Origin of the sequence: Sinisalibacter lacisalsi (genome assembly GCF_014640115.1) — a bacterium.
In the GTDB taxonomy this organism is placed as follows: Bacteria; Pseudomonadota; Alphaproteobacteria; order Rhodobacterales; family Rhodobacteraceae; genus Sinisalibacter; species Sinisalibacter lacisalsi.
Window position 1 is genome coordinate 444,167 of record NZ_BMGI01000001.1, and the last position, 25,225, is coordinate 469,391.

At 65.8% G+C, this 25,225-nt stretch carries 28 protein-coding genes; 11 read left to right on the forward strand and 17 right to left on the reverse strand.

Going from position 1 to position 25,225, the window contains the following annotated elements; all coding sequences use genetic code 11:
• Window positions 1–34 precede the first annotated feature (34 nt).
• Genes motA through IEW01_RS02150 form a run of 7 tightly spaced genes read left to right on the forward strand, consistent with a single transcriptional unit; the run spans window position 35 to window position 8,637 of the window.
• Complete coding sequence (motA, locus tag IEW01_RS02120; protein ID WP_188525949.1) at window positions 35–904, forward strand: flagellar motor stator protein MotA; 870 nt, start codon at window positions 35–37, stop codon at window positions 902–904.
• On the forward strand, window positions 901–3,333 hold the full coding sequence (locus tag IEW01_RS02125; protein ID WP_188525950.1) for a hypothetical protein: 2,433 nt from the start codon (window positions 901–903) through the stop codon (window positions 3,331–3,333). The genes motA and IEW01_RS02125 overlap by 4 nt, the downstream gene beginning before the upstream one ends.
• Window positions 3,334–3,368: 35 nt before the next feature.
• Window positions 3,369–4,247 carry a lysozyme family protein gene (locus tag IEW01_RS02130; RefSeq protein ID WP_229738014.1) on the forward strand — a complete coding sequence of 293 codons (879 nt, stop codon included), beginning with the start codon at window positions 3,369–3,371 and terminating at the stop codon, window positions 4,245–4,247.
• Window positions 4,248–4,257: 10 nt separating this feature from the next.
• Entirely contained in the window at window positions 4,258–6,342 is a 2,085-nt protein-coding gene (gene flhA / locus IEW01_RS02135; RefSeq protein ID WP_188525951.1) for a flagellar biosynthesis protein FlhA, read from the forward strand.
• A complete protein-coding gene (locus tag IEW01_RS02140) occupies window positions 6,339–7,115 on the forward strand; it encodes a flagellar biosynthetic protein FliR (protein WP_188525952.1) in 777 nt (258 codons plus the stop codon). Before flhA ends, IEW01_RS02140 begins: the two co-directional genes overlap by 4 nt.
• Window positions 7,115–8,233: an EscU/YscU/HrcU family type III secretion system export apparatus switch protein gene (locus tag IEW01_RS02145; protein ID WP_188525953.1), complete on the forward strand. Its 1,119-nt coding sequence runs from the start codon at window positions 7,115–7,117 to the stop codon at window positions 8,231–8,233. Before IEW01_RS02140 ends, IEW01_RS02145 begins: the two co-directional genes overlap by 1 nt.
• Window positions 8,230–8,637: a hypothetical protein gene (locus IEW01_RS02150; protein WP_188525954.1), complete on the forward strand. Its 408-nt coding sequence runs from the start codon at window positions 8,230–8,232 to the stop codon at window positions 8,635–8,637. Before IEW01_RS02145 ends, IEW01_RS02150 begins: the two co-directional genes overlap by 4 nt.
• A 46-nt stretch (window positions 8,638–8,683) precedes the next feature.
• On the opposite strand, the gene IEW01_RS02155 is transcribed toward IEW01_RS02150, so the two are convergent.
• Genes IEW01_RS02155 through IEW01_RS02195 form a run of 9 tightly spaced genes read right to left on the reverse strand, consistent with a single transcriptional unit; the run spans window position 8,684 to window position 13,267 of the window.
• On the reverse strand, window positions 8,684–9,187 hold the full coding sequence (locus tag IEW01_RS02155) for a flagellar basal body-associated FliL family protein (RefSeq protein ID WP_188525955.1): 504 nt from the start codon (window positions 9,185–9,187) through the stop codon (window positions 8,684–8,686).
• Window positions 9,188–9,196: 9 nt separating this feature from the next.
• On the reverse strand, window positions 9,197–9,928 hold the full coding sequence (flgH, locus tag IEW01_RS02160; RefSeq protein ID WP_188525956.1) for a flagellar basal body L-ring protein FlgH: 732 nt from the start codon (window positions 9,926–9,928) through the stop codon (window positions 9,197–9,199).
• 32 nt (window positions 9,929–9,960) lie between these two features.
• Window positions 9,961–10,383, reverse strand: coding sequence for a flagellar basal body P-ring formation chaperone FlgA (gene flgA, locus IEW01_RS02165; protein ID WP_188525957.1), 423 nt, complete (start codon window positions 10,381–10,383; stop codon window positions 9,961–9,963).
• Window positions 10,383–11,168 (reverse strand): flagellar basal-body rod protein FlgG, encoded by a 786-nt coding sequence (flgG, locus tag IEW01_RS02170; RefSeq protein ID WP_188525958.1) that lies wholly within the window; start codon window positions 11,166–11,168, stop codon window positions 10,383–10,385. The genes flgA and flgG overlap by 1 nt, the downstream gene beginning before the upstream one ends.
• Before the next feature lie 18 nt (window positions 11,169–11,186).
• The gene (locus IEW01_RS02175; protein ID WP_188525959.1) at window positions 11,187–11,906 is read right to left on the reverse strand and encodes a flagellar hook-basal body complex protein; all 720 of its coding nucleotides are present in this window, start codon (window positions 11,904–11,906) and stop codon (window positions 11,187–11,189) included.
• Between the two features lies 1 nt (window position 11,907).
• Entirely contained in the window at window positions 11,908–12,174 is a 267-nt protein-coding gene (locus tag IEW01_RS02180; RefSeq protein WP_438810809.1) for a flagellar biosynthetic protein FliQ, read from the reverse strand.
• Window positions 12,175–12,176: 2 nt separating this feature from the next.
• The gene (fliE, locus tag IEW01_RS02185) at window positions 12,177–12,470 is read right to left on the reverse strand and encodes a flagellar hook-basal body complex protein FliE (RefSeq protein ID WP_188525960.1); all 294 of its coding nucleotides are present in this window, start codon (window positions 12,468–12,470) and stop codon (window positions 12,177–12,179) included.
• A 9-nt stretch (window positions 12,471–12,479) separates the two neighbouring features.
• Complete coding sequence (gene flgC / locus IEW01_RS02190) at window positions 12,480–12,872, reverse strand: flagellar basal body rod protein FlgC (RefSeq protein WP_188525961.1); 393 nt, start codon at window positions 12,870–12,872, stop codon at window positions 12,480–12,482.
• 2 nt (window positions 12,873–12,874) lie between these two features.
• On the reverse strand, window positions 12,875–13,267 hold the full coding sequence (locus tag IEW01_RS02195; protein WP_188525962.1) for a FlgB family protein: 393 nt from the start codon (window positions 13,265–13,267) through the stop codon (window positions 12,875–12,877).
• 89 nt (window positions 13,268–13,356) lie between these two features.
• Here IEW01_RS02195 and IEW01_RS02200 point away from each other — a divergent pair, with 89 nt between their 5' ends.
• The gene (locus IEW01_RS02200; protein WP_438810810.1) at window positions 13,357–14,703 is read left to right on the forward strand and encodes a FliI/YscN family ATPase; all 1,347 of its coding nucleotides are present in this window, start codon (window positions 13,357–13,359) and stop codon (window positions 14,701–14,703) included.
• Window positions 14,704–15,259: 556 nt separating this feature from the next.
• On the opposite strand, the gene IEW01_RS02205 is transcribed toward IEW01_RS02200, so the two are convergent.
• From IEW01_RS02205 to IEW01_RS02230, 6 genes are all read right to left on the reverse strand, one after another.
• Entirely contained in the window at window positions 15,260–16,051 is a 792-nt protein-coding gene (locus IEW01_RS02205; protein ID WP_188525963.1) for a DUF1217 domain-containing protein, read from the reverse strand.
• 3 nt (window positions 16,052–16,054) lie between these two features.
• Window positions 16,055–16,462 carry a flagellar biosynthesis repressor FlbT gene (flbT, locus tag IEW01_RS02210; RefSeq protein ID WP_188525964.1) on the reverse strand — a complete coding sequence of 136 codons (408 nt, stop codon included), beginning with the start codon at window positions 16,460–16,462 and terminating at the stop codon, window positions 16,055–16,057.
• Complete coding sequence (flaF, locus tag IEW01_RS02215; RefSeq protein WP_188525965.1) at window positions 16,459–16,836, reverse strand: flagellar biosynthesis regulator FlaF; 378 nt, start codon at window positions 16,834–16,836, stop codon at window positions 16,459–16,461. The genes flbT and flaF overlap by 4 nt, the downstream gene beginning before the upstream one ends.
• Before the next feature lie 80 nt (window positions 16,837–16,916).
• Window positions 16,917–18,428 (reverse strand): flagellin N-terminal helical domain-containing protein, encoded by a 1,512-nt coding sequence (locus tag IEW01_RS02220; protein WP_188525966.1) that lies wholly within the window; start codon window positions 18,426–18,428, stop codon window positions 16,917–16,919.
• Window positions 18,429–18,641: 213 nt separating this feature from the next.
• Entirely contained in the window at window positions 18,642–18,998 is a 357-nt protein-coding gene (locus IEW01_RS02225; protein WP_188525967.1) for a hypothetical protein, read from the reverse strand.
• The gene (locus IEW01_RS02230) at window positions 18,985–19,281 is read right to left on the reverse strand and encodes a rod-binding protein (protein ID WP_188525968.1); all 297 of its coding nucleotides are present in this window, start codon (window positions 19,279–19,281) and stop codon (window positions 18,985–18,987) included. The genes IEW01_RS02225 and IEW01_RS02230 overlap by 14 nt, the downstream gene beginning before the upstream one ends.
• A 298-nt stretch (window positions 19,282–19,579) precedes the next feature.
• On the opposite strand from IEW01_RS02230, the gene IEW01_RS02235 reads away from it, so the two are divergent.
• The 3 genes from IEW01_RS02235 to IEW01_RS02245 all read left to right on the forward strand — a co-directional run bounded on the left by IEW01_RS02235 (window position 19,580) and on the right by IEW01_RS02245 (window position 22,916).
• Window positions 19,580–21,250: a flagellar hook-length control protein FliK gene (locus IEW01_RS02235; RefSeq protein WP_188525969.1), complete on the forward strand. Its 1,671-nt coding sequence runs from the start codon at window positions 19,580–19,582 to the stop codon at window positions 21,248–21,250.
• Between the two features lie 11 nt (window positions 21,251–21,261).
• Complete coding sequence (locus tag IEW01_RS02240) at window positions 21,262–21,948, forward strand: flagellar hook capping FlgD N-terminal domain-containing protein (protein ID WP_188525970.1); 687 nt, start codon at window positions 21,262–21,264, stop codon at window positions 21,946–21,948.
• Between the two features lie 62 nt (window positions 21,949–22,010).
• On the forward strand, window positions 22,011–22,916 hold the full coding sequence (locus tag IEW01_RS02245) for an aminoglycoside phosphotransferase family protein (RefSeq protein ID WP_188525971.1): 906 nt from the start codon (window positions 22,011–22,013) through the stop codon (window positions 22,914–22,916).
• Here IEW01_RS02245 and ubiB read toward each other — a convergent pair.
• Window positions 22,900–24,429 carry a 2-polyprenylphenol 6-hydroxylase gene (ubiB, locus tag IEW01_RS02250; RefSeq protein ID WP_188525972.1) on the reverse strand — a complete coding sequence of 510 codons (1,530 nt, stop codon included), beginning with the start codon at window positions 24,427–24,429 and terminating at the stop codon, window positions 22,900–22,902. The two genes, IEW01_RS02245 and ubiB, sit on opposite strands and share 17 nt — an antisense overlap.
• Window positions 24,429–25,181: a bifunctional demethylmenaquinone methyltransferase/2-methoxy-6-polyprenyl-1,4-benzoquinol methylase UbiE gene (ubiE, locus tag IEW01_RS02255; protein ID WP_188526649.1), complete on the reverse strand. Its 753-nt coding sequence runs from the start codon at window positions 25,179–25,181 to the stop codon at window positions 24,429–24,431. Before ubiE ends, ubiB begins: the two co-directional genes overlap by 1 nt.
• Between the last annotated feature and the right edge of the window lie 44 nt (window positions 25,182–25,225).

Below are 25,225 nucleotides of genomic sequence, written 5' to 3' on the forward strand. Positions count from 1 at the left end.
ACTGATCTCAGTCAGGCCTACGAGGAGCGACAGGATGATCGGGCTCATCGGTATCGCGATGATCTTCATTATGGTGTTCGGTGGGTATCTCGCCGCCGGCGGGAAGATGGGAATCATTCTCAAATCCCTTCCCTTCGAGTTCACGATGATCGGTGGCGCCGCCGCCGGCGCCTTCGTGATCTCGAACGACGTGGCCGCGATCAAGCAGACGATGCGCACCATCGGCCGGGTCTTCAAGGGCCCGCGCTGGAAGCCCCAGGATTACAAGGATCTGCTTTGCCTCCTGTTCGAGTTGATCCGTCAGGCGCGCCAGAACGCCGTGGCCCTCGAGGAGCATATCGAAACACCCGAGGAGAGCGCGATCTTCACAAGGTATCCGCGGATTCTGGAAGACCGCGAAGCGATAGAACTGATCTGCGACACGTTGCGCTCCGCGTCCATGAACTACGATGACCCGCACCAGGTGGAGGAGGTCCTGGAAAAGCGCATCGAGGCGAGTTTTCATCATTCACAGCACCCCAGCCATGCGCTGCAATCCGTCGCCGATGCGTTGCCTGCGCTGGGCATCGTTGCCGCCGTGCTTGGGGTTATCAAGACGATGGGCTCGATCGACCAACCACCGGAAATCCTCGGCAAACTCATCGGTGGCGCGCTGGTGGGCACCTTCCTCGGTGTCTTCCTGGCCTACGGGCTGGTTGGCCCCTTCGCGTTGAAGCTCAAGACGGTGTCGGAAGAGGATGCCCATTTCTACCAGCTGATCCGGGAAGTCCTGGTGGCCAACCTGCACAACCATTCGACCAATATCTGCATCGAGGTCGGCCGGCAGAATACACCGGGCCATGTGCGGCCCGGGTTCGCCGAGCTCGAAGAAGCGCTCAAGGCGGTCAAGAAAGACGCGGCATGACCCGGATTCTGCTCCTTGCTTTCCTGCTTGGGCTGCCGTCCAACCTGGTGGCGCAACCGGTGACCGTTCGTTCCGGCGACCATGCCGGGTTCTCCCGCTTGCTGATCAATTTCGACGTCGAAGCGGAATGGGAATTCGGCCGGGTAGACAACGGGTTCGAGTTTCGCCCGGCGAACAAGACGTTGCGATACGATCTCTCGCCTGTCTTCGAGCTGATAACCCGGGACCGGATCGTTGAAGTCGAAGACCTGGGAGGGGGCCGCTTGTTCCTTCGCGTGGATTGCGACTGCCACGGCGATGCCTTTGACCTCCGAGGTGGCCAGGTCGTTCTTGATATCAAGGATGGTCCGCCGCCGAACGCGCAATCTCGTTTCGAGCAATCGCTTGCCGATCCGGCAGATACGCCGATGCCCGACAGGGAGCAGGAGCCCTCGCCGCGTGTGGAAACCTTGCCGGCTTTCACGACGACGGGCCGGTTGCCGGTGTCTTCCCGTGATCGGGCCGGGTTGCCGTTGACGATACCGCGGCATCTAGGCGATCCGGTTTCACCGGAAGGTGCCGCGCCCCGGGTCGAGACGTTTTTCGAAATCGCGACACCCGACAAAGGCGCCGGCCAGCCGGCTGCGGACGCCGAAACCGCGGAGGCGGCGGCGCCAACAGGGGCGGTGCCAGGCAGGGACCGCGTGCCGGAGATCGAGACGGCCTTGCTCGAGCAGATCGCGCGCGCCGCCGGGCAGGGACTGTTGGAGGCGGACCTGAAACCGCTTGATGAAAACGTCGCGCCGCCACCGGAGCCGCGTTCGGCAGAACCGCTGACGCCGCCGGTCGAGACCCCTCCGGAAGAGCCGACGACGCAATCGCCGCGGGGCCATATCGAAATCGAGACAGGGGTGGACCGCGCCACCGCGCGGGGCCGACCTGATCTCGCGCAGGCGGAGCCTGGCCGCCAATGTGCACCGCCGGAGCATTTCGACGTTGCGGCTTGGGGCAGTTCGAAGCTGAACCCGGGACGAGATATCGGCACCTTTCGCAGCGCGGCCATCGGCGAATTCGACTCGGTCAGCAGCGAAGGGATCACGGGCCTTGTGCGGCACTATGTTTTCATGACCTTCGGCGCAGAGGCCAAGGCGCTGATCCGCCGTTACCCGAACCGGGTCGCGCAAGCGGATGTTCTGGCGATGATGGCCGACGTGATGGACAGCGGTTTTTCCGCGACTGCGTCGGCCTATGTCGAGCAAATGCAGTGCCCGTCGCACACGGCGTTGTGGGCCGTGCTCGCGCAACCTGCCTTGTCGGGAGCTGATCCCATCAACACGGAGGCCGTCACCCTCGCGTTCGCGGGGCTGCCGCGACATCTGCGGGATCACCTCGGGCCGGGGCTTTCCGAAAAGCTTCTGAATGCCGGAGATCGTGCCACCGCCGACATGGTCAGAAACGCAACGGGGCGCGGCACCAGCAAAGAGGCGTCCGAGATCGAGGCTCTGAACGCCAGCTTCGACATCCTGCGCGGTGAGCCCGATCTCGGGCGCGCACGTCTTGATACGGTGATCGCCCGGGCTGATGACGTCCTTCCCGAGGCATTGCTCAAGAGCGTCGAGGCGACCTTGGTAGAAGGCGGCGCCGTGCCACAGGAACGGATATCGCTTCTCGAAAGCCTGGCTTATGAAAGGCGGGGCAGCGCAGGGGCGGCCCGCTTTCTGGCCGCAGCGGTGCGGGCGCATGCCTCGGTATCCAGCTTCGACGCCGCGTTCGCGCGCCTGTCGGATCGGGCGCAGGGGCTGGACGAGACGGACGCGGAACATGCCGTTCTGAGGCAGGAGCTGTTCCGGCGTTTGGCGGATGACAGCGCCGACGCCACGTTTCTCCGGCTTCTTTTGCCTCGACTCGATGATGCCGTCGGCTTGCCCGCAGAGGACCGGCGCCGACTAGCTGCACGCCTTCTCGATCTCGGCTTGCCGCTGCCCGGGCGCCGCTTGCTTGGCGGTGATGGCGATCTCCCGGAGCCACTGGACCGGCTGCTCTATGCGCGCGCGGCCTTGATGGAGGGTCGGCCAGACGTGGCCATCGGCTATCTCGCCGGGATCGATGGGGAAGATGCGGGCCGCCTTCGGGCCTCTGCACTGGAGCGGGCATCGGACCATGCCGGAGCTTTGCGCGCCCACCTGGCCAACGGAGACGGCGCCTTGGGAGAGAACGCGGCCTGGCGTGGCGGGCTGTGGGAAGACCTTACGAACATGGGCGAGGGGCCAAGGCGCGATGCGGCCATGCTCATGATCGCGCGCGATGGCGCCGCGGATGGCGCCGCGTTGTCGCCTTCCACGCCCCTCGCCAGTTCGACGGCCCTGATCGAGAACAGCCGCGAGGCACGCGCGGTCCTGGATCGTCTGCTGCAATCCACCGAAGTTCCACGACCCGCAGATGCACCCTGATCCGGTTACGGTTTGGCAACCCTTCCGGGGCTAGGGTGGCATTCAACGCAAGAATTGCGGTGGATGGAATGTGGAAGAACCGATCTTGGCAGGGTTTGAACAGGCGCCGTGCGGGGAAACCCGGTGCGCCGGCCCCTGTGTCCACGTGGAAGGCGGCCTGCCGAAATCCCGGCTTTTTCCTGGTATTCGGCTTCGTTCTTGCCTCCGGTTTGGCGTTCGGCCCCGGTGCGGGATCGGCCAGCACCGACCCATCGGTGATCTGCGACCGAGCCGCAATTCTCGCGGCGAAGCGGACTGGCGTTCCGATCTCGGTTCTCAAGGCCATCATGCTGACGGAAACCGAGCGGCCTCATGGGTCCGACATGCGCCCCTGGCCCTGGGCGGTCAACATGGAGGGAGAGGGGCACTGGTTCGCCTCCGAAGCCGGGGCCAAGGGGTATGCCGAGGAGCATTTCAAACGCGGTGCCCGCAGCTTCGATGTTGGATGCTTCCAGATAAACTACAAATGGCATCACCAGAACTTCGCCTCGCTCGACGCCATGTTCGATCCGGTGGAGAACGCGCTCTATGCGGCGCGGTTTCTTGCGACGCTTTACCGGGAAACCTCGGATTGGGGGGCTGCGGCCGGCCGGTATCACTCGAGAACACCTGAACATGCCGTCCCATACCAGGCGCGGTTTGAACGGTTTCGGGCCCGCTATCTGGCCGAAGACCGGACCGCCTTGCCTGATCTTCTCGCGAACCTTGGGGCCGGTGCGGCGGCACCGATGGCCCCGGATGCCCGAGAGCGTCCGCAGCGCACGAATTCCTTCCCGTTGCTTCTGAACGGCGGCGCGCGCGGAATGGGTTCGCTGGTGCCGATCTCCGGAGGACGAAACGCAAGAAGTCTCTTCGCGCCGGACGAGGCGGGGTAGGAACGCGCCGATGAACCCGACGATTGCCCAAGTCTTTCGGCCCACGATCCTGCTCGCGCTCGCGCTCATGGCGGTGATCGTGATGATGATCCTGCCGGTTCCAGCCTGGCTGCTGGATATTGGCCTCGCCGCCTCGTTCGCGCTCGCGATCCTGATGTTCACGGTCACGCTCTTCATCGAACGCCCGCTCGATTTCTCCGTGTTTCCGACGGTCCTGTTGGCTTCGCTCATGCTCCGGCTGTCGCTCAACGTCTCGTCCACGAAGCTGATAATCGGGGAAGGCCATACCGGAACATCCGCCGCTGGAAACGTCATCGAGGGCTTTGCCAACTTCGTGATGGGCGGGAGCGTGTTTCTCGGCCTCGTCGTGTTCGGCGTGCTCCTGATCGTGAATTTCATTGTTATCACGAAGGGCGCGGGGCGCATGGCCGAGGTGGGCGCGCGCTTTGCCCTCGACGGTATGCCGGGCAAACAGCTCGCCATCGACGCCGACGTGTCTTCGGGCGCGATCACCCACGAGGAAGCCAAGGAACGCCGTGAACGTGAACAGGCCGAGACGACCTTCTTCGGCTCGCTCGACGGGGCCTCGAAATTCGTCAAGGGCGACGCGGTTGCCGGGTTGCTGATCACCCTCCTCAACCTCGTCATGGGGCTGGTGATGGGTGTGGCGATCCACGACATGGAGCTGGGCCGGGCGTTTGAAACCTACACGATCCTGACGGTCGGCGACGGGCTCGTGAGCCAGATCCCGGCAGTCATCATCTCGATCGCCTCGGCGCTGCTTCTCGCGCGCGGCGGTGCCACGGGGGCAACCGATCTTGCCCTGTTCTCGCAACTGGGGCGCCACCCCTCGGCGCTGGTGACGGTCGCGGTGCTCATGGGGCTCTTCGCGCTCGTGCCGGGCTTGCCGTTCACGCCCTTCGTCGTCGGGGCCCTGGTGCTCGGATCCGCCGCTTGGTGGGTGAGCCGCCAGTCCGGCCAGAAAGAGAAAGCGGCGAGCGATGCCGAGAAGGCCGACGCCGCCGCGCCTCGGCGCGAAACCATGGGGGATATTCTCGACCTGGAAGACATCCACGTCGAGTTCGCGAGTGATCTCGTGAACATGGTGCTCGATCCGGCGACGGGCCTGGATGCGCGCATCGCCAACATGCGCAATCACGTGGCGAGTTCCTACGGCCTGATCCTGCCGGAAATCCGGCTGACCGACGATCCATCGTTACCGCCGGGAAGCTACGTGGTGCGGATCCAGGGGGTGGAGCAGGCGCGCGACAGCCTGAAGCCGAGCCGGGTTCTGGCGATCCTTTCCGGCGCGGAAACGGATCTGCCCCCGGGCGATGACGTTGAAGAGCCCGTCTATGGCGCACCGGCGCGATGGGTTGCGCCCGAGGAGCAGGATGTCGTTGCGCTGCAGGGTGCGACGGTGGTCACCCCCACCGAGGTTCTCGCGACGCACCTGCTTGAAGTGATGAAACGAAACTTCGGACGGCTGCTCAGCATGAAAGCGCTCCGACGCCTGCTGGACGAATTCACCAATGTGTCGGACCCGGTCCGGGCCGAGGCCAACCAGCGCCTGCTGAACGAACTCGTGCCCGACAAGGTGCCGGTCGATCTCCTGCTTTCGGTCCTGCGCCTGCTGCTCGAAGAGCGGGTGTCGATCCGCAATCTCTCGCTGATCCTCGAAGCAATCGCAGAGGCCCGCCCGGTGTTTGCCGGCCCCGAGGCGATCTGCGAACATGTGCGCCAACGCCTCGGCTTCCAACTGGTTGCCGAGATCAAGCGGCCGGATGGAACGCTTCCGCTGGTTCAGCTGGCGCCGGAATGGGAGGAGGCCTTCGCCACCTACCAGATCGACGGAGAACGCGGCGGCGATATCGCCCTGCCGCCCGAAACGTTCAACCGGCTGGCGAACGGTATTGCCGAGCGCATCGCGCGGGCTGGCGAAAACGGGGCCTACCCGGCGGTTGTGACCTCCTTGCGCCGCCGCCGTTTCCTGCGCACGGTTCTGACCGCCAAGGGCATTTCCAACCCGGTGTTTTCGTTCGAGGAAATCGGTACGGAGGCGCGCCCCGCACTGGTCGGGTTGGTGCCGGCATGACGGAAGACCTGCTCGCGCTGGCCGACTGGGTGCAAGGCTGGCTCCTGCTCGGGTTCATCGTTTTCCTGCGCGTCGGAGCCGCCATGGCACTCCTGCCCGCGTTCGGCGAAAGGTCGGTTCCCGCGCGGGTTCGCCTGATGTTGGCGATCGGGTTCACCGTCGTCGTGCTTCCGGCGGCGGGCACCCTGATCCAGCCGACAATCGCGGCACTGGCGCGGCCGGGGACTATGGTGATCACCGAGGCCATCGCCGGGCTCGCCATCGGCGGCGTGATCCGGTTGTTCTTTCTCGTTCTGCAGATCGCCGGTTCAATGGCGGCGCAGGCAACGTCGCTCGCGCAGATCTTCGGCGGCCAGAATGCCGATCCGCAACCGGCGATGGGCCATGTCCTGTTCATCGGCGGGCTCGCCCTTGCCGTCATGCTTGGCCTGCACGTGCGCTTCGCCGAAATCCTGATCCTGTCCTACGACGTGTGGCCGGCCGGTCAGCTGCCGGGGGGAGAGATTCTTTCGGCGTGGGGGCTGTCGCAGGTTGCACGGGTGTTCGGCCTTGCCCTCACCCTCGCGGCGCCCTTCCTCGTCGCGTCCCTCGTCTACAACGTGGCGCTCGGCGTCATCAACCGCGCCATGCCGCAGCTCATGGTGGCCTTTGTCGGTGCGCCGGCGATCACGGTGGGCGGCCTCGTGCTCCTGTTCCTGACTGCGCCGCTGCTTCTGGGCGTGTGGCAAACGGCCCTGACCGCCGTGCTCAACGATCCGTTCGGGGTGCCGTGATGGCCGAGCCGCAGGACGATGCCGACAAGCAACACGAACCAACCCAGAAGAAGCTCGACGATGCGCGCCGCAAGGGCGAGGTGCCGCGCTCTGCAGACCTCGGGACCGCCGCGGCCTACGGCGGTTTTCTCCTGGTCTCGGTCAGTATCGGCGCGGCCACGCTGCGGGAGACGGGGAGTTTTCTCGCCGGTCTCATCGAGCACTCCGCCTCCCTGTCTGCCGATGTGTTTTCGGGCGGGGGCAGGGTTGCCTCGGGCACGATCCTGTCGGCGCTTGGCGCCGCGTTCCTGCCCTGGTTTCTCGTTCCCGGCATATTCGTTCTGGTCGCCAATATCGCGCTGCGCAGTTTCACCGTGGCGCCCGAGAAACTGAAGCCGAAGCTCAATCGCATCAGCCTGATTGCCAACGCGAAAAACAAGTTCGGCCGTAGCGGGTTGTTCGAATTCGCCAAGAGTTTTGCCAAGCTGACGATCTTTTCGCTGGTGCTTGGCGTGTTCCTGTTCCGTCAGCTGCCGCAGATCCTGGCCACCGTCAATCTCAGCCCGGGAATGGCGACGGTTGTGCTGCTGTCGCTCGGGGTGCGGTTCTTCGCGATCGTCCTCGTGATCGCGCTCGTCATCGGGACCATCGACTACCTTTGGCAACGCCAGGAGCACCTGCGCAAGAACCGGATGTCGCACAAGGAGTTGATGGACGAATCCAAGCAAAGCGAGGGCGATCCGCACATGAAGCAGCAGCGCCGTCAGCGTGGCTACGAAATCGCCATGAACCACATGCTCGGTGACGTGCCCAACGCCGACGTGGTTGTCGTCAATCCCACCCATTACGCCGTTGCGCTCAAGTGGAGCCGCCTGCCGGGCGAGGCACCGGTCTGCGTGGCCAAGGGCGTCGACCAGATCGCCGCGCGGATCCGGGAGGCGGCATCGGAAGCCGGCGTTCCGATCCATCGCGATCCTCCCACCGCCCGCGCGATTCACGCGACCGTCGAGATCGGTGGCGAGATCCGGCCGGAGCATTACCAGGCGATCGCGGCGGCGATCCGGTTCGCCGAAGAGATGCGACGGAAGGTGCGGGAGCGCTCCGGGCGTTCTGACGTTGAAGCGAGGCATTCGACATGAAAAGCGGCCTGGCTGATCTCGAAGTGCTGACGACGATGGTTCTCGACCGGGAGCTGGCGCGGCTGCGCGAGCTTGCCGAGGTCGTCCGGCAACGCCAGCGCGCCGTTGCGGACCTCGCCGAGGCCAGCAAGGATCGATCCGCCGCGCTTTTGCGTGAAGACGGGGCCGGTGATCTCGCCGCGCTCAATGGCCGTGACCCGCTTTGGCAGGCATGGCTGCACCGGGAACGGGATCAACGGCAGGCCGCGGTGGCACGGGCCATGGCTGAAATGGAAGCGCAAAGGTTGCTGGCCGGGCGCGCGTTCGGACGGGCGGACGCCGTGCGGCAGATGCGGCGTGCCGAGATCGCCACCAAGCGCGAGGTTGCAACGCGCCGGTCCATCGCCGAGCCCGGTGGGGATTGAACCGGGACGGTAGGGCGGCGGATCGGTTTGCCGAACGCCCCCCGTGTCAGACGTCTTGCCGCATGATGTCGGTGATGAGAATATCGTGCACGGTCCCGGCCAAGACACTGTTCGCGGCTTCCCGCAAGGCGGTGCGCAGCGTGTCCATGTTGGGTCCGGCCGTGAAGGTGCCGTCGAAGCCGCCGGCGTTGGCATGATCGAACAGGACCCGAAGGAAAGTGTCGCGCAGCTTGGGCTCGCGCTGGTAGACGATTTCGGAACCGCCGGTTGACATCTGAAGAGTGAGCGACAGCACGACAAGCGCCGACACTGCGCCGTCCCGGACGACCGGGATGACGAACTGATTGTTCATCTTCACGAAATTGCCGCCGGTCTCGCCCATCTCGGGAGCGGCGACGGGCAAGGCCACGGCGGAGGCATCGCCCGGGCAGTCGCAAGGGCATGCCGCCTGAGCTAGGTCGGGCACCGGCTCCGGGCGCAGCGCGAACCCCGCACCGATGCCGGCACCGGCGCCGATGAACGCCAGCAGGAAGGGGATGAATTTGCCCACGGTGCGCTCCTAGAACGGTAGGATCATGTCGGTGATCTGCTGGCCGATCCGCGGCTGCTGCATATCGGTGATCTGGCCGCGTCCGCCGTAGGAAATCCGGGCCGAAGCGATCTTGTCATAGGGGATTTCGTTCTGCCGCGAGATATCGGCCGGGCGCACGTAGCCCGAAACGAGCAATTCGCGCAGCTCATAGTTCACGCGCACCTCCTGGCTGCCTTCGATCTGCAGGATGCCGTTCGGCAGTTTGCCGACGACGGTGGCCGCAACCCGCAGCGTCAGTTTTTCGTTTCTCCTGGTCGTTCCGTTGCCGGATGCGCTGCCGGCGGAACTGGTCGAAACGCCGGGGGTCAGGTCGATCTCGGCGAGCGGGCCCAGGGCATCGATGCCCAGGAAACCACCGATGCTCATTTCTTCCGATCCTTGCCGCCCGCGAGACGAGCTGGCCGAAACCTCGGCCTTCTCGTCGATCTCGATCACCACGGTGAGGATATCGCCGGCCTCCTGCGCCCGTCGATCCCCAAGGAGGGATTGCCGGCCCGCGGCCCAGAGCGAGGATTCGTCGGTATCGCGGCGCGAGGCGATGCTGCGCGGCAGCGGCAGCGTGCTCATGGCTTGCGCCTCGCGCGTGCTTTCGATGCCTGTCATTGTCGGTGGGCGGCCCAGATCGTTCAGCCGTTGTTCGCAGCCGGAAACCAGCAGGATGCAGGCCAGGCTGATGGCGGGCAGGGGGGTGAGTTTCATTCGGACCTCTCGATTGGCAGGTATGAGACGGATCAGGGATTGACGATGACGGTGCCATCGGCGCGCACCCGGCCGGTAACGGTGTGACGTGACGCCAGATTCATCACCCGAAGCCTGTCACCGAGGCCGGCGCGCCCGAGCGCACGGCCCTCGGCGATGATCTCGAGCCCGGATTGCTGATACAGGAGGGTGACGATCTGGTTGCGGTCGATGAGTGCGGGCGGGCCCACTTCGCCTGACAGGATCGGTCGCCCCGCGTAGAGCGCGACCCGCGCCTCCAGCCCCACCACCTCGTCGACCGAGCTGTAGGCGCCGGGAGTCTCGGCGTCGGACAGGCGCAGGTCCGCCGGGGTCAGAACCGATTGCGCCCGCAGCGTCCGCGCTGCGATCACGGTTTCGGCCGTTGCGGGCAGCGCCAGCGCAGCGCACAGGGGAAGAAGCAGCGCCAGTTTCATCAGCGCACCTGTGTCGTGGCGGCGAGCATCTGGTCGGCGGCGGTGATGACCTTCGAGTTCAGCTCGTAGCCGCGCTGGGCCTCGATCAACTCGGTGATCTCCTTCACCGCGTCGACCGAGCTCTGCTCGCGGTAGCCCTGGCGCAACGTGCCGAGGCCGTCATCGCCGGGCACGCCGATGAGGGGCGGGCCAGAGGCTTCGGTTTCGAGGAAGTTGTTGGAGCCTATCGCCTCGAGCCCCTGTTCGTTGGTGAACTGGGTGAGGGTGATCTGGCCGATCAACTGCGCCTCGACCTCGTTGTTGAAATAGGCATAGATCTCGCCGTCGGCATTGATCGTGATGGCGCGGGTTTCCACCGGGATGGTGATCTCGGGCACCACAGGGAAGCCGTCTGATGTCACGATCAGGCCCTCGCCGTTGCGCTTGAGGCCACCGTCTCGGGTATAGGCGGCGTTGCCCGCAGGCAGGGCGATTTCGAAGTATCCGCGGCCCTCGATGGCAATGTCGAGATCGCCGCCGGTCTGGGCCAGCGCGCCTTGCTGGATCTGCATCGAAACCGCAGCCGGTCGCACGCCGAGGCCAAGCTGCACCCCGGTCGGCAGCACCGTGCCGTCGTTGGCGTTGATCGTGCCGGGGCGCGTCATCTGCTGGTAATGCAGATCGGAAAATTCCGCGCGGCGGGCGTTGTAGCCCGTCGTCGACATGTTGGCGAGGTTGTTCGAGATCGTCTCGACCCGCATCTGCTGGGCCAGCATCCCGGTCGCGGCGATTTTCAGGGCGCGCATGTCGGCTCCTTTCAGATGTTACTTCGCCAGGGTCTGGATCATGCCCCGGATGCGCTCGTCTTCGCGTTCGAGGAATGCCTGGCCCTGTTCATAGGCGCGCTGGATCTCGATCATGCGGGCCAGTTCGCCGATCGGATCGACGTTGGAAGACTCGAGATAGCCCTGCAGGATCACTGCCCCCCCGATCACCGGCTGGGCCCCGCCCGGCGCCTCGAACCGGACGCCATCGCGATGGCGCATGTCATTCGGGTCGTTGGGTAGCCAGAGGCCGATCTCGGCAAGCGGCTGACCATCGGCGGACATCGTGCCATCGGCGGCGATGGAGATGGCGGCGGCATCGGCGGGCACGAAAACGGGAGCGCCGCCCGCGTCGAGCAGGCGGTGGCCATCGAGGGTGACCAGCTCGCCCTCGGGCGAGGGGGTGAAGGCGCCGGCGCGGGTGAGCATCGGCCCGCCCAGGCCCTCGATCATGAAAAAGCCCTCCCCCTCGATCGCGAGATCGAAAGTGCCGCCGGTCTGGGTAAGCGGGGCCTGGTCAAGCCGGGTGTCGCGCACATTGGCGGTGGCCATCGAGAGCGAGGGGTCGCCGGGGGCCAGCGCCTTGACGAATTCCGAAAAGATCACCCCTTCCCGGCGGAATCCGGTAGTGGAGGCATTGGCGATGTTGTTGGCCACGGCCCGCATTTCGGTCATCAGACCGGATTGGCGGGTGAGGGTGGTGTAGCTGGCGTTGTCCATCTCAGCTTCCGGCGATCAGGGGCACGATGGTGCCTTGAAAAAAACTGATCAGGGTTTCGGTCATGAAGCCCATCGACAGCCAGAACACCGCGAGCATGGCAGCAACCTTCGGCACGAAGGTGAGCGTCATCTCCTGGATCGAGGTCAGCGCCTGGAACAGGCCAACGGTGATGCCGGCCACCAGTGCCACCGTGAGCACGGGGAGCGAAATGATAACCGCGTTCCAAAGCCCGGCCCGCAAGGTGTCGTAGAATAGGATCTCGTTCATGATCACACCGGCATCCTGAGAATTTCCTGGTAAGCCTCGACGACCTTGTTGCGGACCGTCACCGCCGTTTCCACCGCCAGCTCGGTTTGCGTCAGGGCCTGCACCAGCGCATGCGGATCGGCGTTGCCGCTCATCGCCGCTTTCGCCACCGCATCACCCTGTTCAAGGGTTGCGGCGAAGTCCTGCGCCGTTTTGGCGAAGGCTTCGGCTGCGCCGCCACCCGGCTGCGCGTTCGGCGCAGTGGCGGGTTTCGTTACCGCGTAGGCTTGTGCGGCCAGGGTCGATTTCACGTCCATTCATCCCTCCTATTTCCGGAGCAGATCGAGCAGGCTGCGCGACATTTGCCGGGTCTGCTCGAAGATCTTGAGGTTCGCCTCGTAACTGCGTTGCGCTTCGCGCGCGTCGGCGATCTCGACCACGAGATCGACGTTGGAGCCTTCGTAGTAACCGCTGTCATCCGCCATCGGATGCGATGGGTCGTAGATCCTTGGCAGGGCGCTGCGGTCGAGCCACACCGCGCCGGTTTCGACCAGCCCGGTGCGCCGCCCTGCCTCGAGCATCTCCTCGAAGGCCACGATCTTGCGGCGGTAGCCCGGCGTATCGGCATTGGCGATGTTTTCGGATGTATGACGCAGCCGGTTGGCCTGTGCCTGCATGCCGCTCATCGCGGTTTTGACGGAAGAAAGCAGATCGCTCATGGTCAGCCCCGCCCGCTGACGGCCGTGCGCAGGATCTTCAACGCCGAACCGTAAACCGCGAGCGCGCGATCGTGCGCGCTCTTGGCCCGCGTCGCGGCGAAGATTTCCTGCTCGATGGAGACGTTGTTGCCATTGGGCGACGCGGCGTCCGGCCTGTGAACCATGCCGATTTGCGCGGCGTTGATCGAGGTGCCGTCAATGAAATGGCCAGCGCGGGTGGCGCGCAGATCGCCTGTGCGCGCGTTGCGATAGCTCTCCGAGAATTCGGCCAGATCCATCGCGCGGTAGCCCGGCGTGTCGGCATTCGCCACGTTGCGGGCGATGACGGATTGGCGCTGGGCCGCATGCCTCGCTAGGGCCTGCGCCATTGAAAAGATCTCGAGTTTCTCGAACATCGGGGCTTCTCCCTCGACCGCGTTCAACCAAGGCTTAACCCTGATTCCTTTAGAAACGGTTTCAGGCCGCGGACGAGAGGAGAAATGGCATGGTGCAGATCGGATTCGACAAGCTCGCCGCCGAGATCGGGGCGATCAGATCGACCCACGACATGGGCCGCGTCTCGCGCATCGGGCGCGGCACGATCGAGGTTGCCGGCCTCGGGCACGTGGCCGCGCAGGGTGACGTGGTGGAAATCGACACGCCGGCCCATGCCGTGCGGCGGGGCGAGGTGCTCAACCTGGCGCAGGACGAGGTCACGATCCTGCCGGATGGCGACGTCGAGGGGCTTCAGATCGGCGCTGCGGTCACCCTGATCGGGCCAAGCCAGATCGCGCCCGACGACAGCTGGATCGGCCGGGTGATCGACCCGATGGGCAAGGCGATGGATGGCCGGCCGATCTTTCGCGGCCTCGAGGCGCGCCCCTTGCGGGGCGTGCCGATGAACCCGACCGAGCGGCGCGTTCTGGGCGCCCGGCTCGAAACCGGGCTCGCGGTGTTCAACACGCTCTTGCCGGTCGTCCGCGGCCAGAGAATCGGTCTTTTCGCCGGCTCCGGGGTGGGCAAATCAACCCTGCTCGCCAAGCTCGCGCGAGGGGTGCATGCCGATGTTGTCGTGATCGCGTTGATCGGCGAGCGGGGGCGGGAGGTTCGTGAATTCATCGAGCGGGTGCTGGGCTCGGACGGGATGCGCCGGTCGGTGGTGGTGGCGGCCACGTCTGACCAGTCGCCGCTCCTGCGCCGGCGCTGCGGGTGGACCGCGATGGCGGTAGCCGAGCACTTCCGCGATCAGGGCAAACACGTCCTGTTCCTGGCGGATTCGGTCACCCGTTTTGCCGAAGCGCACCGCGAGATCGCCCTGGCAGCGGGCGAAGGCGGCGCGCTGCGTGGATTCCCGCCGTCGACCACGCACCAGATCACCGCGCTTTGCGAACGCGCCGGGCCCGGGGTTGGCACCTCCGGCGATATCACCGCGGTGTTTTCGGTTCTGGTCGCCGGGTCCGACATGGAAGAGCCGGTGGCCGATATCCTGCGCGGTGTGCTCGACGGCCATGTGGTGCTCGACCGGAACATCGCGGAGCGCGGGCGGTTTCCGGCGGTTGACCTGTTGCGATCCGTCAGCAGGGCCCTGCCGGGGGCCGCGAGCGAGGCCGAAAACACGCTGATATCGGCGGCGCGGCAACGGCTGGGCGCCTATGACCGCTCCGAGATGATGATCCGGGCCGGGCTGTATACCCAGGGGTCGGATGCCGAACTCGATGCTGCGATCGCGTGCTGGCCGAAGCTGGATGCCTTTCTGTCGGAGGATGAGTGGGAGAACACCGCGGCAAGCTTCCGCAGGCTGGCCGCTTGCCTCAAAATCGGGGATGGCGGTGGTGAGGCCGCGCCGGGCTGAGCATCCGCGCCTCACCAGGGCGGAATCACGCTGGGTTTGTCGAAGCCGGCAACGCCCGAGCAGAACGACGAACATTAATCCCCGACGCGCGCGAGCCCGTGTGACTCGCGGCCTTCGGGCGCAGGGGGCAAATCCGCTTATCTCAGGATCAGCGCGTCGCAGGAAGTGCCGAAGCGGGCGAACCGGTGATCGGCATGATCGGGGTGGCTGCGGCCGAAGGCACAGGAACGAGAGAGCCGGGAGCCAACGCAGGTGCGCGGAATTGGTTGATGGGGCCGCCCCGCCCATGTTTTTCGCTTAGGGGCTTCAACTTGGGCGCGGCCGAGCAGGGGCTTGCCGGTATTTCCTTCGTCGCCGCCGCCGCGGGCCGGACCGTCGCCAGGCGTGTGAGCCCCATGGCGCTCCGCGCTCGTGCCTGCCGCCATGGAACGGCCTGCCCGCCAGCGGCGATGTTGTCCCCGGGTTTGCGTCAGGTTTCGCGACCATCGGCACGCGAACGGCCGGGCATCAATCCGCGAGTGGAAACCTCGGGTGGTTTTGTCCTGCCAAACCCGGATCAGGATTCCTGCAAGAGCCTGAGGGCGATGGAGCCGGACGAGATGCCGAGGCCGCCCTCTGCGATCTGCGCGCGCATCAGGAAGAGCTGGTTCAGGCGCTCGCGCGCATCCGGATTCGAGAACTGGTCCACCTCTCCGTTGCCAAGAACGGCGCTCGCCCGGTCGCGGAACACGGTGAGTTGCCGGTCGATGTCGAGCGCGCCGACCGAAGCGGGCAGGCCAAGCGCCGTCTCGAAGACCTTGCGCAAGGGCTCGTTGCCCATGACCGAAAACCATCGCCCGTCGGCCGAATTGTCGCGCGATACGATCGCGGTCAACTCGCGGTCCAGTGACAGGGCGAGGCGCATGTTGTTATCGGTTTCGCCTACCGCGACTTCGAATTGTCGGGTGCGGTAATTTTCGAGCAGCCCCGAAGCGATATCCGACAATTTCGTCCTTGGCGTTCCGAGATCGAAGCCGAAGGCGTCCGCCAGCGCAAAATAGCGCTTGTCGACCATGCGATTGGCAAAGCTCTCCGGATCGAGCGTGCCGCCTTCGAGAACCTTCAGGACGAAGGCCTTGTTGGGAAGATCGTTCTCGAGGCCGAAGGCACCGAGCGCGACCTTGAGAAGCCGGTAATCCTCCACGAGCTCGCCGGCGGTGCTGATCTTGCCGATGTTCTCGGCGAAATAGGCGGTGTCGCGCTGGATCTCCGCGCCGGACTCAAAGGCCTTTTGTTGCGCGTTCTGGGTGCGTTGAAGGAAGGCCCAGCCAGCCAATCCGGAAAACGGAACGATCGGCTGAAACCCCATCCTTCATTCCTTCCTCGCCGCCGCGAAAATGCGCTCCTCGCGCGGCAGCAGGGCCCGAAGTGCCTTGAGGGCCTGGTAGAACTGATCTCCGATAAGGGCTTGGGTCGCCTTGTCGAGCAGGATCCGGCTGTCGGGATCGGTCAGAACCTGGCTCAACTGCTCTATGCCGCGCAGCAATTGAATGCGCGCTTCATCCTTGTCGGCATCTCCGGACAGCACGAGTTGCACGATGTAGCAAACTCTGCGCACGGGGGTGTTGACCTCCTCGGGATGGATGGCATCGCGAAGGCGGAGGATGTTGGCATTGGGCGACATGATCGCCAATCGCGAGCGCCGCTCGCCGTTTTCGATGACGGCGCCGTTGATCAGAACCCGTTCTCGCGGGCCCAGTTTCAGGACGAGACCACTCATGCTGCCTCCGTCGTGCCGCGCAGGCCGCGCATGATGGCGGTATTGATTTCGATGAGCACCTCGGCCTCGGCTTCCCCGCGCAAGACCTTGCTGGAATGAAGAACGGTGAACTCGGCAAGGTAGAAGACGCGGGCGCGCAGGCTTTCCGGCAAGCCGTTGCCGTCTTCGGCGACATCCGCGGCGAGCATCGTCCAGAGTTGGCGGTTGGCATGCAGTGCGGCCACGAGTTCGGGAAAGGCGGCTCTTCCTTTTTCGGCGGCGGATTTGATCCGGTGCGTGACGCGGGCAAAGGCTTCGTACTCGGTGCCGCGCGGCGTTCTGATCGGGGCGGAGTTGGTGGTATAGGCCGTTTTGGCCATGTGCAAGGCGTTCACGGGGCTTCCTTCCGTTAACGAACGTGTTCAGGCTGAAGGAGGGATCGGGGCGCCATCTTGCCACCCCGATCCTGTTGCGGTTAGCGGAACAGCGCCAGGATGTTCTGGGGGGCCTGGTTGGCGATCGAAAGCGCCTGCGTGCCAAGCTGTTGCTGAACCTGAAGCGCCTGAAGACGGGCCGAGGCGGCTTCCATGTCCGCATCGACCAGCGAGCCGATCCCGGCCTTGAGCGAGTCCGTCAGTTTCGAGATGAACGTGTTCTGGATTTCCACCCGACCTGCAGCGGAGCCGAAATCGGCGGCCGCATCGATGGCCACGTTGATCATCGTCTCGATGTTGTCGAGGGCGGAGACGGCGCCGGTATCCGTCGTCACGTCGATCGAATCCAGCCCGAAGAGGCCGCCCGAGGCGGTACCGTCGGCGTTGCCGGAGACCGCGAAGTTGGCCGAGGCGCCTGCGTTATCGACTTTCAGCGACCACTGACCGGTGCTGCTGTCCTGGACCACCTTGGTGGTGATGTCCGCGTCGCCCGACGAGTCGATCGCGATCTTGAGGCCGCGGGCCACATCCTCCATCGTCTCGCCCTTGCCGGCGATGTAGTCGAAGGAAGAGCTTCCGATGGTGACCTTGTAGCTGTCGCCTTCATTGACCGCCGCGGCGTTCGAGAACGCGATGTTTTCCGCCCGCTCGTCGATCGTGCCGGAGGTCGCGCCGAGGGCGCCGCCGTTGATCGTGGTGATCTCGACCGACCCGTCGCCAGCGGTGGTTTCGCCCACCGAAACCGCCACGCCCTCGAACGCGCGCGTGGAACTGACGGTCAGAGTGCCGTCGCCGTTGCCGGTGGCGCTGATCCCGTCCAACCCGAGGCCGTTGATCAGCCCGGCCAGGCCGTCGCCCACGTCGGCCACGGCCGCGCCGGCCGCGGTGAAGGTCACCTCGACGCCGGCCACCGTAAGCGTGGCGGTGTCGTTGGCGGCCCAGGTATCGGCGACCGTGACGATGGCGGTGTTGGCCGTGTCGGCCACCGTCGCGGCGGACGCGGTGCCGTTCGCGGCGAGGGACGCCCCGGTGCCGAAGGTGCCTTGGCCGGTGCCCAGATCCTGACGTTGAACGCTGATATTCGACGCCGTCACGGTTCCGTCGGAAGCACGGTCGAGCGACGACAGGATGTTCACGTCGTCGGTTCCGGAGACCATGTTCAAGCCATTGAACTGGGCCGCGCCGACAACCGTGGCAATTTGGTCGCGCAGCGCCTTCACGTCGGTCTGAAGCTTGCCGCGATCGACGTTTTCTTCCTGCGCGGCGACGATCTTGCCTTTCATTTCCGTCAGCAGGTCGGTCACCGTTTCGGCCGCCTGGCGTGCGACCGCGATCGTCGACTCGCCCAGCGAAAGGCTGTCGGAAATCGCTTTGAACCCGTTCACGTCGGCTTCCATCACCTTCGAGATCGCCCAGACGGCGGAATTGTCCTTGGCGCTGGCGACGGACTTGCCGGTGGAGATCTCGCCTTGGGTTTTCGCGAGATTGGAGTTGATGCTCTTGAGCGTCTGCAGCGCCACCATGGCGCTTGAGTTCGTCAGAATGCTGGACATGTTTTCAGTTCCTTCAGTCGTTCGGCGCCGTTCACGCCGGGATAGGGATCTGCCCGGTCAGGGCAGGTTCAGAGCCATTCTGACCTCTGCGGATCGTGGACTTCCAAATCCGCGCCACCCCCTCTGGATGCCTGGGCAATTTGCGACGAAAGAGCCTAAGGAACGGTGAACTCCTGTTGTTCAATATGTCGGATTTTAGTCGAAACCCCGGCTTTACGCGCGACGGTTGACGTCCTGCCGGTTCGGCGGCGCGATGGCGGCCGTGGTCCCGTCGCGGGCATAGGTTCTCATCGGGTCGGGCGTGGCCTGGATTGCTGCCAAACGGTCGCGCGCGGCCTCGATGCCTTTCCCCGCCGCCGCGAGCAAAGCCTGGTTGCGCAGGGCCTTGGTGCGCAGCGCCTCCAGCTGCCGGGGATCGGTCCGCTCAGACCTGAGCCTGTCGAGCAGGCGCGTCTTGGCGCGCAGAGTCGCCTCGAGCCCATTGAACCTGCCCGCCAGCAGATTGTGCCGCTCCTGCGCGAGAAGCTGTTCCAGCGCGGCCTGCGCTTTCGGTCGGTCAAACATCCCCATCGGCGCGCTCCTTCAAGGCGTTGAACAGGCTCTCCGCCAGACCGATTCCGCCGGCCTCAACCATCGACTTCGCCTGCTCGAGCCGCAGGAAGGAAGAGAACTGGTCTTCACCGGCGCCGCCGCCGAATCCTTCCGGCGTTGCGCCGAGGCCCGCGGCTTTGAGCATTTCGGCGAGGAAATTCGCCTCGAGATCGCGCGCGGCCTCCATCAATCGCGCGTCTTGCGTGCTGGCGGAAGGCTGGTTCGGCCCGATGGTCGGGGCAGGTGGTGAAACCGGGGTCATCGCGAATCACTCGAATTGCGTGAAATTTCCGGCATCCTGCCCGGGGGCGGTAAAGAATTCGGTAATCCCTGTCTGACAGGTTCGGGGCATCGGTGTCAGAATACCCGGAATCAGAATGCACTTGCCCCTTGTCACCCCCGCACGGCCGAGCGGCGAAGCCGGCGCCCATCAGCAGGCGCCGGTGCGGTCGGCCATGGCGGCCTTGCCACCGGTGGAAGAGGGGGCCGGGCCTTTCGTCCTCGAACTCCCAATGCCGGATGGTTCGGTCGAGGGGATGCCTGCCTCAAGGGGCTTGCCGATGCCTGTGTTCACGGGGCAGGCGCAAGGTTTTCTGGCCGCGCGCGCGCCGCAGCCGGAAGCGGAAAAGTCCGAGATGCCCGTAGAAAAACTGCGGCGGGCCGAGGGGCCGCAAGGCGCGGGCGGCTTGGCGGTTGAATTCGCCGCGGAACACCCGCTTGCCGCAGCCCCGTTTCCGCCGCGCCCTTATCCCGGTGAGGGGCCCGAACGCGATCATGGTGGGGCACCGAAGGGCGGCCTCGACGCAATGCCGGCGAACGCAGCCGCGCCCGTGACGGTGCCAACCCAGTCACTCGGCTTTGCCGGTCAGCCCGAGGCCGCGGTGAAGGATGCCGGCGCAGAGATGAGCCGGGAGATGCAGGCGCCGCTCCCCAAGGCCGCGGCGGAGCCGGCTTCCGGCGCGCGCGAGGCGGTTGCGTTCGTGCAGGCCACGGATGTTGGAACGCCTGAAGCGCGAGTGGTCAATAACGATGAAAGGGGGGTGGAACCCGTCGCGCAAGCGGTGAACCGGCAGGGCGATCCGAAGGCTGGCATCAACACCGGCTCGGATGTGCAACGAAGCGCAGGCGCGGAACTCCGGTTGGCTCCGCCGCAGCCAACGCCGCCCATGCCGGTGCCAACACCGCCGCAGGCACGCGAACAGGAGGCGCAGCCGGGTGAACTTCGCGCGGGCGGAGATCGAATCGTCGGCGCGCGCGCACCGGTTTCGCACGCGGTCGAAACGCCGCCGACGGGTGGCGATACTGCCGAACCGGCAGCGAAGGCGCCGCTCCCAGCGAAAAACACGGTCATGCCCGACGAAATGCCACGCGGCCGAGCCCCGATCGCTTCGCCGGCTGAACAAGAGGCCAGGGCGCGGGACGCTGCACGGGACGTGGACGGCCTGGTTCCGCCGGGCGCCGCCGCCAAGGATGAGGCGAGGCGGAACGAAGGTCTGCCGGTTGCGACGGCCTCCACCAAGGAGTCGGCACAAGGCAACCCTGAAAACCGCCCGCCCCCGGTTGAGCGCCCTCTTCCGGAACCCGAAGGGCGCACCGCGGGTCCAGCGACCGACGCGGCTCAAGGCCCGACGCCTCAGCCCGGGCATGCAGCGCCTGAACTCGCATCGGGGCGCCGTGCCGAATCCGGCCCGGGCCTTGCGACCGACAAGCCCGGCATGGCTGACGCGCCCATCCGCCCCGCTGACGTCGGCCCCGGAGAGGCTCGCGCTGCCACGGCCCCGTCGAATGGAACCGAGCCGATCCCCGGTGCCCGGGCCGACCAGGCCCGCACGGTTGCACTGCAGATCGCCGAGGTGGTTCGCGTCACCGGCCAGCGCGCCGTCGAGCTTCGGCTGCAGCCGGAAGAGCTTGGGCGCGTCAGCCTGTCGATGAGCCAGGAGGGCGCCCAACTGCAGGTCACCCTCGTCGCGGAGCGGTCCGAAACGCTCGACCTGATGCGCCGCCATATCGATATTCTGGGGGAGGAGTTGCGTCGGCTCGGGCATGGCTCGGTGCAATTCACCTTCGAAGATGGCGCGCGGCAGGATCGGGGCGCTGGAGCTAGGCAATCCGCGCCGGACGAGCAGGCCGCAATGCCAGGCGCAACCGGGCCAGCGGTGGAGCCGACCGCCGATGCCCCCCGACCTTACCGCCAGATCGCGGGCACCGGCGGGATGGATATACGGATGTGAAGGAAAGCATGATGGAGACAAACACGGTCAGCCCGGCGCTAGCCGGCAAAGGCGCCAGCGCCCAACCGGATGCGAAGGAAACCTCGGCCGGCAGGGTCATATCGTCGGATTTCGAGACCTTCCTGAAAATGCTGACGACGCAGATGGAGAACCAGGATCCGCTCAACCCGATGGAGAGTACCGATTTCGCGGTGCAGCTGGCAACGTTCTCCGGGGTCGAGCAGCAAGTGCGCACCAACGATCTTCTGGCGGCGATGAGCGGCCAGCTGGGCGCGATGAACATGTCGGATCTCGCCGGTTGGGTCGGCATGGAGGCCCGGGCGACGACGTCGGCGTGGTTCGACAAAACCCCGATCACCCTCTATCCCGATCCAGCAAGCGGCGCCGAGCGCACCTTCGTTGTGGTCACCGATGGCCAGGGCACGATGATGGACCGGGTGGAGATTCCCGTTTCCGATCAGCCGGTGCAATGGGCCGGGGTGTCTGCCCTCGGCGCGAAGCTGCCCGCGGGGCAATACAATTTCCACCTGCAAAGCCTTTCCAACGGCAAGATCATCGGCGATGCCCAGATCCCGGTCTTCTCGGAGATCACCGAGGCCAGGGTGGAGGGCGGGCAGACGATACTCGTGCTCGCGAGCGGGGCGGAGATTGCCGCCAGCGAGGTCGACGCCTTGCGCAAACCACCCGAGGCGCCCTGATCTCCTGCTTGCCGTTACCCGGGCCCAGGCTTAGCCTTGCGCGGGTTTGAACGGGAGCGATCGTGGCGGGAAGGCTGAACATCGGGCCGCAGCAGGCGCTGGATCGGCCGCCCGAGGCGCTTGTTTCGTTCTGGTCGCAGAGCGTGCATGACCCTGCGGGGGATGCGGTCTGGCGTCCGCTCGCGGGCGGGCGGACCAACAGCACCTGGCGCGTGACCGGCCAGCAAACCGATCTTGTCGTGAAGCTGTTTCGGCCCGAAGCGCATACGCCGCTCTTCGACAACGATCCCGTCGCGGAGGAGCGGGCGCTCGTGGCGCTGGAAGGCAGCGGGCTCGCGCCTGAATTCGTGGGCGCGGGGCTCACCGCCGCGGGGCCGAGCCTTTGTTATATTCACGTCGACGGGCGCGCCTGGCGCCCGGGCGACGGGGCCGAGACGGTCGCGCAGGCCCTCGCGTGGCTTCATGCCCGGCAGGCGCCGGGCTGGTTGGGCGCTGCGCCGATCCGGGTTGCCGATCTTCGCCGGCAGGCGCGCGAGATGCTCGCGCAGATCGGCGCGGCGGGCGAAGCCATCACGGCGCTGGAGCCGGTATTGCGTGACGATATCCCGCTCAAGGGGGCCGCGTTCCTGCACGGCGACGCGACGGCGGGCAACGCCCTTATGTCGGGCGGCGCGATCACCTTCATCGACTGGCAATGTCCCGCGCGCGGCGATCCGGTATTCGATCTCGCCGTGTTTCTCTCCCCCGCGATGCAGGCGGTTTCGGGCAACCGGCCGCTGACGCCGGCGGAGGAGCAATCCTTCCTCGACGCCTATGGCGAAGCCGAAGTCTCGCGGCGCTACCGCGCGCTCGCGCCGCTTTTCCATTGGCGGATGGCGGCCTATTGCCGCTGGCGCGCGGCGCGCGGCGATCGCGGCTATGCCGAAGCGGCGAGGCTGGAGGAGGCCCGTCTCAGAGCAGAGACATGAGCCAGACACCGGCCAGCGCGAGCCCGCCGCCGAGCGACGTGTAGGCCAGCGCCCGCAGCGGGCGGTGACGCGGGGATTTGCTCGGCTCCTGCGACTGGCGGATCAGCGCGGCCTCGACAAGCTGCGGCAGGCGCGGGCCGAAGCGGGCGAGGATGCGCGCGGTTTTCGCCAGGTCGCCGGCCACGGCGCGCGGGCCGATCGAATTGGTGATGTAGTCCTCGACGATCGGGTGCGCCACTTCCCAGATGTTGATCTGCGGGTGAAGCGACCGCGCCACGCCCTCGACCACCACCATCGTGCGCTGCAGGTGGATCAGCTCGGTGCGGGTCTGCATCCCGAACCATTCGGTCACCTCGAACAGGTAGTGCAGGAGCCGCCCCATCGAGATGCGCGTGGCATCCATGCCGAAGATCGGCTCGCCGACGGCGCGCAGCGCACGGGCGAATTCGTCCACGTCCTGGTCGGCGGGCACGTATCCCGCCTCGAAATGCACCTCGGCGACGCGCTTGTAATCGCGGTTTATGAAGCCGTAGAGGATCTCGGCATAGACCCGGCGGGTGTATTCGTCGATCCGCCCCATGATGCCGAAATCCAGCGCGATGATATCGCCATTCGCCGCGATCTTCAGATTGCCCTGGTGCATGTCGCCGTGAAACAGCCCGTCGCGCAGGGCGTGGCTGAGGAATAGGTAGAGCACCCGGTTGCCCAGCGCCTGCATGTCATGCCCGGCGGCGCGAATCCGCTCCACCTCGTTGGCCGGGATGCCTTCGCCCCAGCCAAGAGTCATCACCCGCTTCGAGGTCAGGTTCCATTTCACTTCCGGCACGACGAACCCGGCGTCGCCCTTGGTGTTCTCGCCGAACTCCGAGGCCGAGGCGCTTTCGAGCCGCAGATCGAGCTCGCCCATCACCACGCTTTCGAAATGCGCGATCACGTCGGTGGGGCGCAGGCGGCGAGATGACGGCAGCAGGAACTCCAGCACGGCGGCGGAGAAATGGAAGGCGTCAAGGTCGGTCCGGAAGGCCCGCTCGATCTTAGGGCGCAGCACCTTCACCGCCACGTCCTCGCCGGTGGCGGCGATCGTGGCGCGGTGCACCTGCGCGATCGAGGCGGCGGCGATCGGCTCGGAAAACTCCGAGAACACCTCGTCGACCTTGATCCCGAGTTCATACTCGACGGTCCGGCGCGCCACGTCGCGCGGGAAGGGCGGCAGCTTGTCCTGAAGGTAGGTGAGCTGCAGCGCGAGATCCTCGCCGACCACGTCGGGCCGGGTCGAGAGGATCTGGCCGAACTTGATGTAGGCCGGGCCGAGCGCGGTGATCGCCCGGGTGATCGGGGGCAGCGCCGGATCGCCGCGCCGGCCAAGAAAGGCGAAGCTCCAGCTCACCACCCGCGCAGTGGTGCGCACCAGCGGCGGCGCATCCATCGCATGCAGCACTTCGCCGAGCGCGCCGGTGCGCGCGAAGGTGGCGCCGGTCTGGATCAGCCGCCAGATGTTGTGCGGTCCGCGCATCAGATTTTCCAACCCGAATGCAGCGCCGCGATGCCCATCGACAGGTTGCGGTAGGCGACGTTCTCGAAGCCGGCGTCGCGGATCATGCCGGCGAAACGTTCCTGGTCGGGGAACTTGCGGATCGATTCGACGAGATACTGGTAGCTTTCGGAATCGTTCGCGATGAGCTTGCCCATGCGGGGGATGACGTTGAAGGAATAGAGATCGTAGGCCTTCTGCATCATATCGTTGGGGATCTGGCTGAACTCCAGCACCATCAGCCGCCCGCCGGGCCTGAGCACGCGGAAGGCCTCCGAGAGCGCATCCTCGATCCGGGTGACGTTCCGGATGCCGAAGGAGATGGTATAGACGTCGAAAGTATTCGCCTCGAACGGCAGCGCCATGGCGTCGCCCACCACCCAGTCGAGGCTTTCGGCCATGCGCCCGGCCTCGGCGCGCTTGCGGCCCTCGACGAGCATGCTCTCGGTCATGTCGAGCACGGTGGCGTGGGCGCCGGGGGCGCGACCAAGGAAGCGGAACGAGATGTCGCCGGTGCCGCCGGCCACGTCGAGCAGCTTCTGCCCGGGCCGGGGCGCGAGCCAGTCCATCATCGCGTCTTTCCAGAGCCGGTGGATGCCCATGCTCATCACGTCGTTCATGATGTCGTATTTCGAGGCGACGTTGGTGAACACGCCGTGCACCATGCCCGCCTTCTGGTCTTCCTCCACCGTGCGGAACCCGAAATGCGTGGTTTTCTTGTCGGAGGCGCTCATCGGTGCTTGCCCATTCATGGAAACTGCTCCCTCTTATAGCGCCC

Bases quoted from the DNA above. Each gene is read 5' to 3' on its own strand.
- motA (WP_188525949.1), top strand. From the start codon at position 35: ATGATCGGGCTCATCGGTATCGCGATGATCTTCATTATGGTGTTCGGT.
- IEW01_RS02125 (WP_188525950.1), top strand. From the start codon at position 901: ATGACCCGGATTCTGCTCCTTGCTTTCCTGCTTGGGCTGCCGTCCAAC.
- flhA (WP_188525951.1), top strand. From the start codon at position 4,258: ATGAACCCGACGATTGCCCAAGTCTTTCGGCCCACGATCCTGCTCGCG.
- IEW01_RS02140 (WP_188525952.1), top strand. From the start codon at position 6,339: ATGACGGAAGACCTGCTCGCGCTGGCCGACTGGGTGCAAGGCTGGCTC.
- IEW01_RS02145 (WP_188525953.1), top strand. From the start codon at position 7,115: ATGGCCGAGCCGCAGGACGATGCCGACAAGCAACACGAACCAACCCAG.
- IEW01_RS02150 (WP_188525954.1), top strand. From the start codon at position 8,230: ATGAAAAGCGGCCTGGCTGATCTCGAAGTGCTGACGACGATGGTTCTC.
- flgH (WP_188525956.1), bottom strand. From the start codon at position 9,928: ATGAAACTCACCCCCCTGCCCGCCATCAGCCTGGCCTGCATCCTGCTG.
- flgA (WP_188525957.1), bottom strand. From the start codon at position 10,383: ATGAAACTGGCGCTGCTTCTTCCCCTGTGCGCTGCGCTGGCGCTGCCC.
- flgG (WP_188525958.1), bottom strand. From the start codon at position 11,168: ATGCGCGCCCTGAAAATCGCCGCGACCGGGATGCTGGCCCAGCAGATG.
- IEW01_RS02175 (WP_188525959.1), bottom strand. From the start codon at position 11,906: ATGGACAACGCCAGCTACACCACCCTCACCCGCCAATCCGGTCTGATG.
- IEW01_RS02180 (WP_438810809.1), bottom strand. From the start codon at position 12,174: ATGAACGAGATCCTATTCTACGACACCTTGCGGGCCGGGCTTTGGAAC.
- fliE (WP_188525960.1), bottom strand. From the start codon at position 12,470: ATGGACGTGAAATCGACCCTGGCCGCACAAGCCTACGCGGTAACGAAA.
- flgC (WP_188525961.1), bottom strand. From the start codon at position 12,872: ATGAGCGATCTGCTTTCTTCCGTCAAAACCGCGATGAGCGGCATGCAG.
- IEW01_RS02195 (WP_188525962.1), bottom strand. From the start codon at position 13,267: ATGTTCGAGAAACTCGAGATCTTTTCAATGGCGCAGGCCCTAGCGAGG.
- IEW01_RS02200 (WP_438810810.1), top strand. From the start codon at position 13,357: ATGGTGCAGATCGGATTCGACAAGCTCGCCGCCGAGATCGGGGCGATC.
- IEW01_RS02205 (WP_188525963.1), bottom strand. From the start codon at position 16,051: ATGGGGTTTCAGCCGATCGTTCCGTTTTCCGGATTGGCTGGCTGGGCC.
- flbT (WP_188525964.1), bottom strand. From the start codon at position 16,462: ATGAGTGGTCTCGTCCTGAAACTGGGCCCGCGAGAACGGGTTCTGATC.
- IEW01_RS02220 (WP_188525966.1), bottom strand. From the start codon at position 18,428: ATGTCCAGCATTCTGACGAACTCAAGCGCCATGGTGGCGCTGCAGACG.
- IEW01_RS02225 (WP_188525967.1), bottom strand. From the start codon at position 18,998: ATGGGGATGTTTGACCGACCGAAAGCGCAGGCCGCGCTGGAACAGCTT.
- IEW01_RS02230 (WP_188525968.1), bottom strand. From the start codon at position 19,281: ATGACCCCGGTTTCACCACCTGCCCCGACCATCGGGCCGAACCAGCCT.
- IEW01_RS02235 (WP_188525969.1), top strand. From the start codon at position 19,580: ATGCCTGTGTTCACGGGGCAGGCGCAAGGTTTTCTGGCCGCGCGCGCG.
- IEW01_RS02240 (WP_188525970.1), top strand. From the start codon at position 21,262: ATGGAGACAAACACGGTCAGCCCGGCGCTAGCCGGCAAAGGCGCCAGC.
- ubiB (WP_188525972.1), bottom strand. From the start codon at position 24,429: ATGCGCGGACCGCACAACATCTGGCGGCTGATCCAGACCGGCGCCACC.
- ubiE (WP_188526649.1), bottom strand. From the start codon at position 25,181: ATGAGCGCCTCCGACAAGAAAACCACGCATTTCGGGTTCCGCACGGTG.